Source organism: Virgisporangium aurantiacum (assembly GCF_016863635.1).
In the GTDB taxonomy this organism is placed as follows: domain Bacteria; phylum Actinomycetota; class Actinomycetes; order Mycobacteriales; family Micromonosporaceae; genus Virgisporangium; species Virgisporangium aurantiacum.
Map to the genome: position 1 here is coordinate 32,697 of NZ_BOPG01000051.1, position 14,950 is coordinate 47,646.

General features: G+C 69.0%; 11 protein-coding genes and 1 riboswitch. Of the genes, 2 read left to right on the forward strand and 9 right to left on the reverse strand.

The window, feature by feature from the left end:
* Window positions 1-261 precede the first annotated feature (261 nt).
* Entirely contained in the window at window positions 262-3,222 is a 2,961-nt protein-coding gene (locus Vau01_RS38955) for a glycoside hydrolase family 9 protein (RefSeq protein ID WP_275424001.1), read from the forward strand.
* Window positions 3,223-3,590: 368 nt separating this feature from the next.
* Window positions 3,591-3,722, forward strand: a riboswitch (cyclic di-AMP (ydaO/yuaA leader).
* A gap of 11 nt (window positions 3,723-3,733) precedes the next feature.
* Window positions 3,734-4,720 (forward strand): coiled-coil domain-containing protein, encoded by a 987-nt coding sequence (locus Vau01_RS38960; RefSeq protein WP_239152202.1) that lies wholly within the window; start codon window positions 3,734-3,736, stop codon window positions 4,718-4,720.
* A gap of 89 nt (window positions 4,721-4,809) precedes the next feature.
* On the opposite strand, the gene Vau01_RS38965 is transcribed toward Vau01_RS38960, so the two are convergent.
* From Vau01_RS38965 to Vau01_RS39005, 9 genes are all read right to left on the reverse strand, one after another.
* Window positions 4,810-5,385: a TetR/AcrR family transcriptional regulator gene (locus tag Vau01_RS38965; RefSeq protein WP_204004377.1), complete on the reverse strand. Its 576-nt coding sequence runs from the start codon at window positions 5,383-5,385 to the stop codon at window positions 4,810-4,812.
* A complete protein-coding gene (locus Vau01_RS38970; RefSeq protein ID WP_239152205.1) occupies window positions 5,382-5,948 on the reverse strand; it encodes a TetR/AcrR family transcriptional regulator in 567 nt (188 codons plus the stop codon). The genes Vau01_RS38965 and Vau01_RS38970 overlap by 4 nt, the downstream gene beginning before the upstream one ends.
* Window positions 5,948-7,624 (reverse strand): purine-cytosine permease family protein, encoded by a 1,677-nt coding sequence (locus Vau01_RS38975; RefSeq protein WP_204004383.1) that lies wholly within the window; start codon window positions 7,622-7,624, stop codon window positions 5,948-5,950. The genes Vau01_RS38970 and Vau01_RS38975 overlap by 1 nt, the downstream gene beginning before the upstream one ends.
* 81 nt (window positions 7,625-7,705) lie before the next feature.
* Window positions 7,706-8,389 (reverse strand): ATP-binding cassette domain-containing protein, encoded by a 684-nt coding sequence (locus tag Vau01_RS38980; RefSeq protein WP_204004385.1) that lies wholly within the window; start codon window positions 8,387-8,389, stop codon window positions 7,706-7,708.
* Window position 8,390: 1 nt separating this feature from the next.
* A complete protein-coding gene (gene urtD, locus Vau01_RS38985) occupies window positions 8,391-9,170 on the reverse strand; it encodes an urea ABC transporter ATP-binding protein UrtD (RefSeq protein WP_204004387.1) in 780 nt (259 codons plus the stop codon).
* On the reverse strand, window positions 9,170-10,270 hold the full coding sequence (gene urtC, locus Vau01_RS38990; protein WP_204004388.1) for an urea ABC transporter permease subunit UrtC: 1,101 nt from the start codon (window positions 10,268-10,270) through the stop codon (window positions 9,170-9,172). The genes urtD and urtC overlap by 1 nt, the downstream gene beginning before the upstream one ends.
* Window positions 10,267-11,151, reverse strand: a complete 885-nt coding sequence (urtB, locus tag Vau01_RS38995; protein ID WP_204004390.1) for an urea ABC transporter permease subunit UrtB — start codon at window positions 11,149-11,151, stop codon at window positions 10,267-10,269. The genes urtC and urtB overlap by 4 nt, the downstream gene beginning before the upstream one ends.
* Window positions 11,152-11,217: 66 nt before the next feature.
* Window positions 11,218-12,513: an urea ABC transporter substrate-binding protein gene (urtA, locus tag Vau01_RS39000; protein WP_204004392.1), complete on the reverse strand. Its 1,296-nt coding sequence runs from the start codon at window positions 12,511-12,513 to the stop codon at window positions 11,218-11,220.
* Between the two features lie 1,240 nt (window positions 12,514-13,753).
* The gene (locus Vau01_RS39005) at window positions 13,754-14,950 is read right to left on the reverse strand and encodes a tetratricopeptide repeat protein (RefSeq protein WP_204004394.1); all 1,197 of its coding nucleotides are present in this window, start codon (window positions 14,948-14,950) and stop codon (window positions 13,754-13,756) included.

Sequence of the window (14,950 nt, forward strand, 5' to 3'; positions counted from 1 at the left end):
TGTCGCGGCGATGATCACCGACGTCACCCGATTTACATCCGTGGGCCGGAAATGCACCGTGGTCCCGGTGGCCTCATGATCCGGGGCCGGGTATCGATCGACTTGATTGACACCGATCAATCGGCTGGTGACAATCGTGCCGTGGGAGCGCTCCCACCCCCGGTTGGAAGGACCCCTGTGAATCCACATCGACGGCGACGGGTCACCGCCTCACTCGCGGTAGGCGCCGCTGCGACCCTCGCGCTGAACTTCCTGACAGCTGTGCCTGCCTCCGCCGAGCCGGTCCAGCACATCCCCAACGGCACCTTCACCTCCGGCACCACCGGCTGGTGGTCCACCGACAACGCGCCCATCTCGGTCGTCGACGGCCGGCTCTGCGCTCAGATCCCCGGCGGGACCGCCAACGCCTGGGACGTCAGTCTCGGCCACAACGGTGTGCCACTGATCGACGGGGCCGCATACGCCCTCAGCTTCCGCGCGTCGGCCAGCAGAGCGGTCACCGTACGGGCAAACGTCCAGCTCAACGAGGCGCCGTACACCACGGCACTGTCGCAGGCCGTCGCCCTCACCGCCGAAGCGCAGACCTTCGAGTACGAGTTCACCGGCGGCCTGGACTCGTCCAACGGCACGTTGACCTTCCAGCTCGGCGGCAGCGCCGACGACTTCACCTTCTGCCTCGACGACGTCAGCCTCACCAGCGACGAGGCCGCGCCGCCGGACGGCCCGGAACAGATCGAGAACGGGGACTTCGCCGAGGGAACGGCGGGCTGGTACTCGTACGGCACCACCTCCACCGGCGTGGACGACGGGCGGCTGTGCTCGGCGGTGCCGGGCGGGCTGGCCAACCCCTGGGACGCCGGGATCGGGCAGAACGGGATCCCGCTGGTCGCGGGCTCGTCGTACACGTTCGCGTTCGACGCGTCCGCCGCGCCGGGAGCCACCGTCCGCGCGAACGTGCAGCTCGGCGCCGAGCCATACACCTCGTTCCTGTCCCGTGACGTCGCGCTCACCGCGAGCCCACAGCACTTCGAGTACACCTTCACCGCCTCCGCGGACACCGACGCCGGCCAGGTCGCCTTCCAGGTGGGTGGCAACGCGGCGACGTACACGTTCTGCCTCGACAACGTCTCCCTGGTCGGCGGCGAGGAGGAGCCGCCCTACGTGCCGGAGACCGGGCCGCGGGTCCGGGTCAACCAGGTCGGCTACCTGCCCGCCGGACCGAAGAACGCGACGGTGGTCACCGACGCCACCGCTGCCCTCCCCTGGCAACTGAAGAACGCCGGTGGAAACGTGGTCGCCAGCGGCACCAGCACCCCGCGCGGTGTCGACGCCGCCTCCGGGCAGAACGTGCACAGCATCGACTTCGGCTCCTTCCGCACCGCCGGCAGCGGGTACACCCTGGTCGCCGACGGGCAGACCAGCCACCCGTTCGACATCTCCGGCACCGTCTACCAGCAGCTGCGCTCCGACGCCCTGCAGTTCTTCTACATCCAGCGCAGCGGCATCGCGATCGACGGCAACCTGGTCGGTGCGCAGTACGCGCGCCCCGCCGGTCACCTCGGCATTGCTCCCAACAAGGGTGACACCGACGTTCCGTGTCGCGCCAACGCCTGCGACTACCGGCTGGACGTCCGCGGCGGCTGGTACGACGCCGGCGACCACGGCAAGTACGTGGTCAACGGCGGCATCGCCGTGCAGCAGCTGATGAGCACCTTCGAGCGCACCAAGACCGCTGTCACCGCCGGGCACGGCGCCGCCCTGGCGGACAGCACGCTGCGGGTGCCCGAGCGCGGCAACCAGGTGCCGGACATCCTCGACGAGGCCCGCTGGGAACTGGAGTTCCTGATGCGGATGCAGGTCCCGGCCGGCAAGCCGTTCGCCGGGATGGCCCACCACAAGATGCACGACGCCAACTGGACCGGCATCCCGATGCAACCCGAGGACGACCCCGAGCAGCGCGAACTGCAACCGGTGTCGACCGCAGCCACGCTCAACCTGGCGGCCACCACGGCGCAGTGCGCGCGGCTGTTCGCCCCCTACGACGCGACCTTCGCCGGCCGGTGCCTGAGCGTGGCCCGCACGGCATACGCCGCGGCGAAGGCGAACCCCGCCAAGATCGCCCAGGACCTCGGCGGCGGTGGCGGCGGGTACGGCGACAACGACGTCAGCGACGAGTTCTACTGGGCCGCCGCCGAGCTGTACCTGAGCACCGCCGAGCCGGCGTACCTGGCCGATGTACAGGCCAGCCCGCACCACACCGGCGACGTCTTCGCCGCCACCGGCTTCGGCTGGGGCAGCACCGCCGCTCTCGGCCGGCTCGACCTCGCCACGGTGTCCAACCTGCTCCCGCAGAACGACCGGCAGCGCGTTCGGCAGTCGGTCGCGGACGCCGCCGACCGCTACCTGGCGACCCTGAAGGCGCAGGCGTACGGGCTGCCCATGCCGGGCAACGCGGGCAGCTACTTCTGGGGCGGGAACAGCAACATCCTCAACAACGTCCAGGTGCTGGCGACCGCGTTCGACCTGACCGGCGACGCGAAGTACCGGGACGGGGCGCTGCAGGGCGTCGACTATATTTTCGGCCGCAACGCGCTGAACCAGTCGTACGTCACCGGTTGGGGCGAGAAGTCCTCGCAGAACCAGCACAGCCGAATCTTCGCCAACCAGGCCGACGCCAGCCTGCCGCACCCGCCCGCGGGTTCGATCGCCGGCGGCGCCAACGCGGGCCTCGACGATCCCTTCGCCAGGGACCTGTTGGAGGGCTGCAAGCCGATGTTCTGCTACGTCGACCACATCGAGTCGTACGCGACGAACGAGGTGGCCATCAACTGGAACTCGGCACTCGCCTGGGTGTCGTCGTTCCTCGCCGATCAGGGCACCGGCCAGCCGGCCGCCGGCGTTTCGTGCGGCGCGACCTACACGAACTACGGTCCATGGCAGGGCGGCGGCGGCTTCACCGCCCAGATCACCCTGACCAACACCGGCACCACGACGATCGACGGGTGGACCACCCGGTTCGCGTTCCTCGGCGGCCAGCGGGTGCGCGAGGCATGGTCGGCGACGGCAACCCAGGACGGCGCGACGGTGACCGTCAGGAACACCACCACCAACCTGCGGATCCAGCCGGGGCAGACGGTGTACTTCGGGTTCAACGCCACCACTCCCGGCGGCCCCAACCCCTCGCCGGAGCTGATCACCCTCAACGGATCTGCCTGCCGCTGAGATGGGACACCGGCCCGGTCGGCATCCGCCGGCCGGGCCGGTATCGCACGGCGAGGAGTTGCACCCCCCTCGGCTCGGACCGCCGGTGGTAGGCCAGCAGCCTGGGCCGGTGCCCCCGCCAGGAGCAGATGCCAGCCACCAGCCCCGCCGGTACGACTTTTCGATCCCTACCGCGGTGAGCACCGGCGCCGCCGAGGACTCGGCGCCCGTGCTCGGGGTGGCGACATCCACCTCGCTGCGGGATAGCGGCTCGTGTCGACTGGCTGGCGTTGCGTAGCGGTTGGGCACCGGGAGTGCACCGTCGGCCCGACGTCCGTTAACCTGGCCCACGGCTACGCCTTCGGTGGCGCCCCCGCCCCCGGTGCCGGTGGTAGCTGCCGCCCAATCGCCCGCGGGCGAGCCGGGGACCCGAGCACATCGGGGTGAATCCGCGCAAGCGGTAGGGACACCTTCCGTCCCGAACCCGTCAGCTAACCCGGTCGGCGGCCGAGGGAAGGAACAGTTGTACCGAATGGTGACCGACAAACGCAGTCGGCGATGGTGGCTGGTCGCGGTGCTTCCCGCGATTCTGGCGGTGTTCTTCGCGACTCCCGCCGCCGCCGAACCGGATGAGAACGGCGGTACCCCGGACGCGCTGAGGGCGGCCCTTGACTCCGCCAACCGCGGCTACGTCGACGCGCGAAACGCCCTCGACGCATCCCGGGCGCGGCAGGCGGAGCTCACCGCGAAGATCGCCGAGACCCAACAGCGTGTGGACGCGCTATCAGTAACCACGCGCGAACTGTTCGTGGCGGCCTACCGCAACAACGGCTTGGCGACCACCGCGCAGCTGCTGTCCAGCGTCTCGACCGATCAGTTCATCGACCGGGCCACCGCCGCCAACTCCATGGCGCTACAGAACTCGAAGAGAATTCGGGCCTACAACCAGCTGAACCGGGAGTTGAACGAGCAGAAGAAGTCGCTCGACGCCGAGGTCGCCGTACAGGAGCAGCAGCTGGCCCTGATGGAGAAGAAGAAAAAGGAGGCGGAGGCGGCGGTCGGCGGTGCCGGTCAGGCGTCCGCGGGATCCGGGCCGAAGGTTCCGGCGGGTCCCGGCGGGAAGTCCGGCGGATGCAACACCAAGGACCCGTCCGGAACAGGCGGCTGCGTCACCAACGTGCTGCTCTACGCCTACAACCAGACGAAGGCGGCCGGCTTCGACCATTACGTGTCGTGCTACCGCAGCCAGCAGGACGGCGGTGAGCACCCGAAGGGTCGCGCCTGCGACTGGGCCGCCAACGCGAAGGGCTTCGCCGGCGTCGCCTCAGGGGCGGACAAGGACTACGGCGAGAGGCTTGCGAACTTCTACATCGCCAATGCGAAGGCGCTCAACGTCCTGTACGTCATCTGGTTCAAGCGGATCTGGCAGACCGCGACGGGAAGCTGGAAGACGTACGGTGGCCAGTGCGGTAGTCCGAGCTGCGACCACACCAATCACGTGCATCTATCAGTGAACTGACCAGGTTCGCGAAGCGGTGGGGTGTGCCCCCTGGGGATGCCCCACCGCTTCGCCACGTGCGTGATCGTCCCCGCCAACCAGTGTGGCGCCTACGGGGCGACGCGATCGCGGATACTGTCGAGCACCGCCTCCGCCGCCCACGCGGCCGCGTCGGCGATGTCACGCCGGTCCATGCCGAACTCGCGGCGAAACGTCACCCAGGTCGCGGCGGAGTCGAGGTGGGAAAGCGCCACGATGACCGCTCTGCGTTGCGCCGCGTCGAGAGACGGCACCTCGGCATCCAGCAGCCGCTCGAGGTGCGCCCGGCCGAGCGACGGCGCCGCGCCGCTGACGCCGCGCATTGCCGTCTCGGCGACGACGTGCGCGAGCTCCGGCCGCGCGTCGTACCGCTGCATCGCGTCGCGGATCGCGAGGGGGATGTCGAAGATCGAGTGCGACTCCTCCCGGACGAACACCGTCGCCTCGATCCACGTTGCGGTCGCCAGCAGCAGCTCGACCCGCGTGGGATAGTTGCGGAACACCGTGCGCTCGGCGATCCCGGCCCGGCGCGCGACGAGCCGGAACGACACGTCGTCGCTGCCGACCTCCTCGATCAGCTCGGCGTAGGCGGCGAGGATCGCCGCCTGTGTGCCGGTCAACGCCGGGACGGCCGTCGATCCGCTCACGGCTGCGCCCACGTCGCGTCGGGCAGCCTCGCGAGCATGGTGCCCACGGCGCGATCGAACGCGTCGCAGATTTCGCCGGCGTCGAGGTCGAACCCCGTACGCAGCCGCGCCCAGAACATCGCCGACGAGAAGTAGCGCAGGGATGCCGCGACCCGCCGCCGATCCCGTCGGTTGAGCGTCGGCGCCGTCACGTCGAGCATCGCTTCGATCGCACGCGTGATGTAGGCCGGCTCGGCGTCGAGCGTCGGCGAGATCGCGGACGCCCGTGCGCCGACGTACGCGTACGCGGGCGACGCGTCGTAGGCGCGGAAGCGCTCGTGCACGGCGGCGCGGAAATCGGACACGGTCACGAACGGCGGGAGCGGGAAGCAGGTCTGCTCGATCCAGTTCGAAAGTGCGGCGAGCAGGTGCGCGCGCGTGGGGTACTGGCGGTAGATCGTGCGCTCCGAGATGCCGACCTCGTCGGCGAGGGCACGATAGGAGATGTCGTCGAACGTGTGCTCGCGCAGCAGCACCGCGGCGCTCGCGAGAATGGCGGTCGCGGTGTCGACCGACTCCTCCATCACGTCCCCCTCCCCCGCGCGGTCGCCCAGTGCGGGGGCCTGGCGGCTTCCGGCGGGAGCACGTAGCGATCGGAATCGTCGAGCGTGAGCGCCAGCGACGAGACGTACTGCACCTCGCCGTGCGGTCCCCGCTCGGCCGAGGCCAGCATATCCGGCCGCTCGAACGTATACCCGGTGACATGGCAGCGGAGCCGCTCGCCCGAGGGGTTGCCGTCGTCGTCGAACAGCGGGGAGTCGATGCCGTCGGAGCGGCGGCGCAGGTAGTAACGCCCCCGCGTGGCGAGGGCCATGACCGGCGTGGCGACGAACGCGACACCGATCGCGATGAGCACCGAGAACGGCTTGACGGCGGTGCCGAGCAGCCCGGCGAACGCGAGCAGCGACAGCACCGACGCGAGGCCCACCGACACGAGCCCCACCGGGTTCCAGTCGTGCAGCATGCCGCGGCGGAACTCGGGGAAGCGCGGCGAGATGCGCAGCACCCACTTGTTGACCGCGATGTCGGTGGCGATCGTCACAAGCCACGCCATGACGACGTTCGCATAGAGGCTCAGCACGAAGGAAATGAGCGTGAAGACGTCCAGCATCATGAGCGCGTATGCGATCACGAGGTTGAACAGGACGAAGATCGTGCGACCCGGGTAGTGCTTCGCCATTCGGGTGAAGACGTTCGACCACGCGAGCGAGCCCGAGTACGCGTTCGTCACGTTGATCTTCACCTGCGCGACCACGATGAGCACGAGGGCGAGGACGATCGCGAGCCAGTCGGGGATGAGGGCCTGGTACATCCCGACGAACTGCTTGACCGGTTCGGTCGCCTGGTGCCCGAGGGTGGGTTCGACCTTCACGAGGAGGTAGACGGCGAGAAACACCCCGATCACCTGTTTGGTGCCGCTGAAGATGACCCAGCCCGGGCCGGCGAACACGAACGAGGTCCACCACGAGCGGGCGTTCGACGGCGTGCGCGGCGGCATGGCGCGGATGTAGTCGATCTGCTCGGCCAGCTGCGGGGTGAGGGCGAAGCACACGGCCGCACTCGAGACGACGGCGCCGAAACTGACCGAGCCGTCGGAGTTGCCGGTGAACGACGTGAAGGCGCGCACCGCCTCGGGGTCGGAGATGAGGATCCACAGCAGCGGCAGTAGGGCGAGGGCGAGCCACAGTGGCGTGGTCCAGAACTGCAGGCGCTCCAGCGCACGCATGCCGTAGATGACGATCGGGATCACGACGACCGTCGAGATGAGATAGCCGAGCCACAGCGGCATCTTCGTCGCCACCTGCAGCCCCTGCGCCATGATGGCGCCCTCCAGGGCGAAGAAGATGCACGTGAAGCCCGCGAAGACCACGGTCGTGATCATCGAGCCGTAGTAGCCGAATCCCGAGCCACGGGCGATGAGGTCGAGGTCGAGGTTGTAGCGGGCGGCGTAGTAGGCGACGGGCACGCCCACGATGACGATGATGACCGACGCCAACAGGATGCCGAGCGCGGCGTTGGCGGTGCCGTGGTCGATGCCGATGCTCGCGCCGATCGAGAAATCGGCGAGGAACGCGATGGACCCGAGGGCGGTCGCGCCGACGGAGGCCGCGCTCCAGCGCCGGAAGGTACGCGGCACATAGCGGAAGGCGTAGTCCTCGAGGCTGTCCTCCGCGGCCGCGCGCGCGTTGTCCGTCGACACAATGGCACCCCTTACGCGTGGGGCATCCTCCCGGTCCGGTGTTACGTCCGCGTTGCGGTCCGGAAAGCCGGTCGTGTCGGCTCAGATCGCCATGGCGGCTCGCACGGTGGAGACGGCGGCCGAGCCCCCCTGGTCGGTCTGTGTGACGAAGCCCGAGGCGAGCACGACGTAACGCTCGGCGGCTTCGAGGGCGAAGCCGATGTGCTGCTCGACGAGCAGCACGTTGATGCCCTCGCCGGCCAGCTGCACGATGGTGTGCTCGATCTCGGCGACGATCGTGGGCTGGATGCCCTCGGTCGGCTCGTCAAGGATGAGCAACTTCGGCTCGGTGATGAGGGCGCGGGCGATCGCGAGCTGCTGGCGCTGCCCGCCCGAGAGCAGTCCTGCCTTCCGGGCCGCGAACTGCTCCAGTGCGGGGAAGCGGGCCAGCTGCGCGTCGATGAGGGCCTTGCCGCGCCGGCGCCCGTCGGCGACGAGCTGCAAATTCTCAAGCGTCGTGAGCTGGCCGAACGCCTGCTGACCCTGCGGCACGTACGCCATGCCGCGAGCGACGCGCTTGTTGGGGGCGAGCGACGCGATGTCTTCGCCGTCGAAGAACACGCGGCCCTTCGTCGGCTTGATGAGCCCGATCGCGACCCGCAGCAGCGTCGTCTTGCCGGCGCCGTTGTGGCCGAGCACGGCCACGACCTTCCCGGCCGGCACCGTGACGCCGTGCAGTACCCGCGTGCGCCCGTAGCCGGCCTCGATGTCGGTGAGCTCGAGCATGTCAGTCTTCCTCCAGTTGCACGGCCGCCATGGCGGCCGTGGTCGCGGCTCCCGCGGTGCCGAGGTAGACCTCCTGCACCGTGGGATCGGCCTGCACCTCGGCCACCGTGCCGTGCGAGAGCACCTTGCCCTGGTGCAGCACCGTCACGCGCGTGGCGAAGCGGCGCATGAAGTCCATGTCGTGCTCGACCACCAGCACGATGCGCTTCGCCGCGACGCGCTGCAGGAGCTCGCCGGTCGCGGTGCGTTCGTCCTGGCTCATGCCGGCGACGGGTTCGTCGAGCAGCAGCACCCGCGCGTCCTGCACGAGCAGCATCGCGATCTCCAGCCACTGCTTCTGGCCGTGCGACAGGATGCCGGCTGGCGTGGCGAGTTCGCCGTCGAGTCCGGTCTCCTCGAGCGCCTGCACGATCGACGGGTCGACGCCACGCCGGGTCCGCAGCAGCGAGGCCGAATGGCGGTGGCGTCCGGCGGCGATGTCGAGGTTCTGCAGCACCGAGAGCTCGTCGAAGACGCTCGCGGTCTGGAACGTGCGGCCGACCCCGAGTCGGACGATCTTGTGCACCGGCCGGCCGAGCAGTTCCTGCTCGCCGAGCCGCGCCGACCCGGTGGCCGGAGAGAGCCCCGTGATGGCGTCGATGCAGGTCGTCTTGCCGGCGCCGTTGGGGCCGATGAGGAACCGGACCTCGCCGGGGTGCGCGTCGAAGGAGACGCCGCCGACTGCGACGAAGCCCGAGAACTCGACGTGGAGGTCCGTGACGACGAGCGAGGCGCCGGTCATTACCTGGCCTCCTCGAGTTGCAGGGCGGGGGTCGCCGCGGCCGGCGGTTCGCCCTGTTTGCCGGGGCTGCGGCGCGCCGTCGTGAACCTGGCGAGCACCGACGACAGTCCTTTCGGCAGGAAGAGGATGACGACGACGAACAAGAGGCCGAGGATGTAGGTCCAGCCGTCGGGCCAGGTGGAGCCGAGGCTCGACTGCCCCCACCCGACCGCCATCGCGCCGATCGCGGGGCCGAAGAGCGAGGCGCGGCCGCCGAAGGCAACGCCCGCGATCATGAGGATCGAGGCGGCAGCACCGATCTCGGCCGGAGTGATGATGCCGACGATGGGCACGAACATCGCTCCGCCGATGCTTGCCATCAGCGCGGCGACGACGAAGGCGACGAGCTTGACGTTGGCCGGGTCGTAGCCGAGGAAGCGCACGCGCTCCTCGGCGTCGCGGGTGGCGACGAGGAGCTCACCGAAGCGGCTGCGGTAGAGCTGCCACACCACGAGTAGGCACACGACGAGCAGCGCGGCCGTGATGAGGTACACCAGGGTCCTGTTCGCCGGGTCGTCCAGCACGAAACCGAAGAAGTACTTGAAGTCGCTGAGCCCGGTGTCGCCGCCGGTCTCGCGGATGGTGGAGCTGATCAGGGTGGCGAGCGCGACGGCGAGCGCCTGCGTCAGGATCGCGAAGTACGCGCCCTTCACGCGGCGCTTGAACAGCGCGTAGCCGAGGGTGCCGGCCACGATCACCGGGAGCAGCACGATCGCCAGCAGGGTGAACGCCGCGCTGCGGAAGGGTTCCCAGAACGCCGGGAGCGGCGCGAGCGGGTCGTAGAGCACCATGAACCCCGGGACCCCGTCACCGGCGGTCTCCAGCGTGAGGTGCATGGCCATCGAGTAGGCACCGAGGGCGAAGAACACCCCCTGCCCCATCACGAGCATCCCGCCCCGGCCCCACGCCAGGCCGATGCCGACGGCGGCCATCGCCCAGCAGCAGTACTTGCCGAGGTTGCCGAGCCAGTGATCGGTGAGCACGAGCGGAGCGACCGCGAGGAGCAGGACGGCGAACACCCCGATGCCGACGAGGGAGAGCCGTGACTTCAGTTTGGTCATGCGAGACTCCTGGTTCGCACCGTGAACAGGCCCTGCGGGCGCAGCTGCAGGAAGACGATCACGAGGATGAAGGCGAGCACCTGCGCGAGGCTGCCGGTCGTCCAGTAGGCGAAGCACGAGAGGACGACGCCCACCGCCCACGCGGCGACGACGGTGCCCTTGAGCTGGCCGATGCCGCCGGCGGCGACGACGAGGAAGGCCGGGATGATGTACTGCACGCCCATCTGGGAGTTGGTGCCGCCGATGAGCGATGCGGCCACTCCGGCGACCCCGGCCAGCCCCGACCCGACGAAGAAGGTCAGGCGGTCGACGGTGCGGGTGGAGATCCCGGCGGTCTCGGCGAGGTCCCGGTTCTGCACGGTCGCCCGGATGCGGCGGCCGAACGAGGTGTACTTGAGCCAGGCCGACAACGCGGCGACGCAGACGGCCGCGAGCACGATGGTGAACACCTGCCGCAGCGGCCAGTCGTAGCCGAGGACGGTCAACTGCCCGTCGAGCCAGCCCGGCTTCTCCACCGGGACGCCCTGCGACGGGAAGATCTGCAGTGCCGCCTGCTGCAGGATCAGGCTGACACCGACCGTGACGAGCAGGGTGTCGAGCGGCCGGCGGTACATCCATTGGATGATGCCGACCTCCAGCAGGAGGCCGAACAGTCCGGCGACGACGAACGCGACCGGCAGCGCGACCGGGATCGACACGTCGCTGGAGTCGATGACCTGCTGCACGAGGTAGGCGGTGAAGGCACCGATCATGAGGAACTCGCCGTGGGCCATGTTGATCACGCCCATCTGACCGAACGTGAGCGAGAGGCCGAGCGCGGCGAGCAGGAGCAGCGCACCCTGTGCGCTGCCGTTCAGCAGCGGTGAGATTAATGCGTCCACATGCTCTCACTCTCTATGTCGTGGAAGCCGGGGTTGCCCGCCGCGGGCAGGCAACCCCGGAGGCGATCAGCCCGCGGCTTTCACGAGCTGGTCGCGGATGTTCGCCGGGAACCAGTCGTAGCCGTTGAGGAACGGGTCGGGTTCGATGAACTTGTCGGAGGACCAGACGATGTCGAACTGGTTGCTGGCGTTGATCCGGCCGATGTGGCCCGGCTTTGAGATGTGGTGGTTGTCGCCGTCGAGCGTGACGGTGCCCTCCGGTGCGGCGAACGTGATGGTGTTCTTCTTCGCCGCGGCGTTCACCGCGTCGACGTCGAACGAGCCGGCCGCCTCGACGAGAGCCTTGTACAGGTACAGCGAGATGTAGGCGGCCTCCATCGGGTCGGAGGTGACGCCGCTGCTCTTGGGGTAGGCCTTCCAGCTCTCGATGAACTTCGGGTTGGTGTCGGTCTTGAGCGACTGGAAGTAGTTCCAGGACGCGTAGTGGCCGGTGACCTCGTGGCCCATCGCCGGCGCCTCCTCCTCGGCGATCGAGACCGAGATGATCGGCGTCGTCGCCGCGGTGAGGCCGGCGTCGTAGTAGGCCTTGACGAAGCCGACGTTCGACGAGCCGTTGATGGTGTTGAAGATGAAGTCGGGCTTGGCCGCCTTGATCTTCGCCACCTGGGTGGTCCAGTCGTCCTTGTCGAGGGGCACGTACTCCTCGCCGACGATCTGGATGCCGAGCTTGGCCGCGTAGAGCTTGATGATCGCGTTCGCGGTGCGCGGGAAGACGTAGTCGCTGCCGGCGAGGAACAGCTTCTTCACCCCCTTGGAGGCGAGGAAGTCCATCGCCGGGATGATCTGCTGGTTGGTGGTCGCACCGGTGTAGTAGATGTTCGGCGAAGCCTCGAGGCCCTCGTACTGCACCGGGTAGAAGAACAGGCCGTTGTTCTTCTCGACGACCGGCTTGACGGCCTTGCGGGACGACGAGGTCCAGCCGCCGAAGATCGCGCCGACGCAGTCCTGGGTGAGCAACTTCTCGGTCTTCTCCGCGAAGGTGGGCCAATCGGTGGCGCCGTCTTCCTGGACGTACTGGATCTTTTTTCCGAGGATGCCGCCGCCGGCGTTGATCTCGTCGGCGGCCATGTGCAGCACGTTGGAGACGGTCTTCTCCGAGATCGCCATGCCGCCGGTGAGGGAGTTGAGGAAGCCGAGCTTGATGGTGTTGCCGGAGGTGTCGACGCAGCTGGCTGCGGCCGGCTTGTCGCCGGACGTGTCGTCGCCGGCGCGGGCGCCACAGCCGGCGAGCACGAGGGCGACGGTCGTCGCGAAGGCGCCCGTGGCCACGAGCGTGCGCAGCCGCTTGCTGGTGGTGGACATATGTAGGAACTCCGTTCCTGGTAAAGGAGGCGTGACGCCGGGGTCGCGGCACAGCGGATCGTGCGGATGTTCATGTCCCGGGCCGAGCCGCGGCGTTGCGAGCGCCCATCCCGGTGTCGCCAGCGAGGTGCAGCCGGCTGCTGCAGGTGAGAGCAGATTGGTCGCGCGTCATTACTCTGACATTTCTCGACCGTTCCAACTATGTAACCGCCGCCCGGCAGAGGTACGCGAGTCCTGGATATACGCCGAAACTCGCCGGAGGGTGATGTCAGAGTTCTGCCGCGCCCCAGCGGAGGGCGATGAACGTGGCACACTTTTGACATCCGTGGGGATCGATGCACTCCTCCCCCAAGACCGAGAAGGTGTTGCGCACCGGTCGCGCGCGATCGGCTGGTCCGCCGCGGATGTCGAACCGTGGTGCGCGCTCTGCGGCGTTCCGGAACAGTCCGTCGAACTCATCCACCAGTCGCAGGCCGCCGATTCACAGTGGCTCGACTGGCGACGGATGGAGCGGCCGGGCTCAGGCCCGCGCAGGAGTCCGTACGGGAGCGCCACCGCCGGACCGGATCCATCGGCGCGCTGATACTGGCCGGAACACCGCCCTCGCGTAGCACGCCGGCGGAACCTCGCATGTGCCGATCAGTGGACGTTCGCGTCCCTCGTGCGCAAGGAGGCCCGTGACCGCCTCGTCGAGGGCCTGACCATCGATCATCGACCTCGCCCAGCGAGCCGAGGGAGCACGGCTCGACCTTCCACAGTGGTCCGTCGCATCTGGGACCATTCCTGCATGCGCAGGGAGCACGGGCGCGCCGCTTCGATGTCCAGGCGACCCTTGGGGACCATCCCTGCGCAGGGAGCACAACGCCTTCGGCTCCGGTGCCCGTGCGGTCGGGACCATCCCCTCGTGCGCGGGGAGCAGGAATACTCCTCGCGGAGCCAGGGCCGTCACTGCGGACCATCCCCGCGCATGCGGGGGTGGTCCCCAGAAGATGGCGGCGCTGTCCCCGATGGGGCGGTGCTACCCGTCAACGGTCATCGGGTGATCCGGGTGGGCGGACAGTCGGCCGCCGGGTCCGCGGACACGGGTTTTCCGGGTCCGCGGTCACATGTGCTCCGGTGGTTGGTTAGCTCAGGGGGATCACTCCTCCCCGGCGAGCGCCTCGGCGAGGCGGTGGCTGTCCCAGCACCAACAGAGGCCGGACGTTCGTGCGGGTGCGGGCGAATCGGGTGGTGCTCGGTGTCAGATGACATCGTTCAATTGGCGCAGCAGTTCGGCGGTCGCTTTTGCGAGATCGGCCAGCGTTCGCGCCTCCTGCGAGCGCGAGTCGTAGTTGGGGCGGAGCCGGGCCACGTCCGTGGCGAGCGATGCGAGGGTCCGTTTCAGGTTGCTCGCCTGCTGGTAGGGGATGGTCCGGCCGAGGTTGATATCGGCGATCGCGTTGAAACGCCGGACGCACTCGTTGACGGGCCGGGCCCTGGCCCGCTTCGCGCGGAAGTCGGCCACCATCCTGGCCAGCCGGTCGACGTTCTCGCGGACGGCGACGCAGTCCTCGCGATACAGCGGATCCGCTGCCACGAACTCCACCATCTCCACCGCGCGGCGCAGGTTGGCCTCGGCGGCGGCCAGGTCGGGTGGCCGTTGGTCGTCGAAGGCGGATTCGAGGTCGGCCGCGACGTGCTGGTAGATCGCGATCGCCCCGAGGAAAGCGACCCGCACGCCCCGGGGATCGATCCGGCTGGCGCGGTCGAGGACGGTGACGGCCTCGGCGTACAGCTTCCGGGTCAGCGCGTCATCGGCCTGGTCGAGTTCGTCGCTGGTCAACCAGGACAGCACCCGCTGCAGCTCGTCGTGGACCAGCTTCTGGCGCGGGCCGCCGTTGCGGCGCTCGTCGGGTGGCAGGCTACGCCGCAACCGGTCGTGCGCGTAGGCGCGGATCTCGACGAACGTCGGATCGTCGGCGCGCACGCCGGATATGTGTTCGACGAGGTCCACCGCCCGCTGGAACTGCCGGCTGCGCAACGCCTGCCGGGCCGCTTCCAGATGGCGGTCGGACAGGGCGCGTACGCACTCGTCGTGGATCGCGCGCACGGCGTCGACGAGTTCCGGCGTGTCGGCGTGGCGGGCGGCCACCCGCGCCGCGTCCAGCGCCGGCCGCAGGTTGTGCAGGCACAGGTAGCACTTCGCCTTGCCGGCGAGAGCCTGCGCATTGGTCGGCGCCAGGCCGAGTACCTCGTCGAACAGCGCGATGGCCGACTGGTACCGCTTTCCGGCGATCCGCTGTGCGGCCTGGTCGAGCAGGTGCCGGACGGCCGTCTCCGTGTTCTGCGCGGGCGAGGCGTCCGATCGGTACAGGCTCGCGCGCAGTTCCTCGGCTTGCTGACGGTCGGCGTCATCGATCGGTTCGTTGTCGTATTCGAATCCGCCCGGCCGGTCCAT

Bases quoted from the DNA above. Each gene is read 5' to 3' on its own strand.
- urtD (WP_204004387.1), bottom strand. From the start codon at position 9,170: ATGACCGGCGCCTCGCTCGTCGTCACGGACCTCCACGTCGAGTTCTCG.
- urtA (WP_204004392.1), bottom strand. From the start codon at position 12,513: ATGTCCACCACCAGCAAGCGGCTGCGCACGCTCGTGGCCACGGGCGCC.
- Vau01_RS38970 (WP_239152205.1), bottom strand. From the start codon at position 5,948: ATGGAGGAGTCGGTCGACACCGCGACCGCCATTCTCGCGAGCGCCGCG.
- Vau01_RS39005 (WP_204004394.1), bottom strand. From the start codon at position 14,950: ATGGACCGGCCGGGCGGATTCGAATACGACAACGAACCGATCGATGAC.
- Vau01_RS38960 (WP_239152202.1), top strand. From the start codon at position 3,734: ATGGTGACCGACAAACGCAGTCGGCGATGGTGGCTGGTCGCGGTGCTT.
- urtC (WP_204004388.1), bottom strand. From the start codon at position 10,270: ATGACCAAACTGAAGTCACGGCTCTCCCTCGTCGGCATCGGGGTGTTC.
- Vau01_RS38980 (WP_204004385.1), bottom strand. From the start codon at position 8,389: ATGCTCGAGCTCACCGACATCGAGGCCGGCTACGGGCGCACGCGGGTA.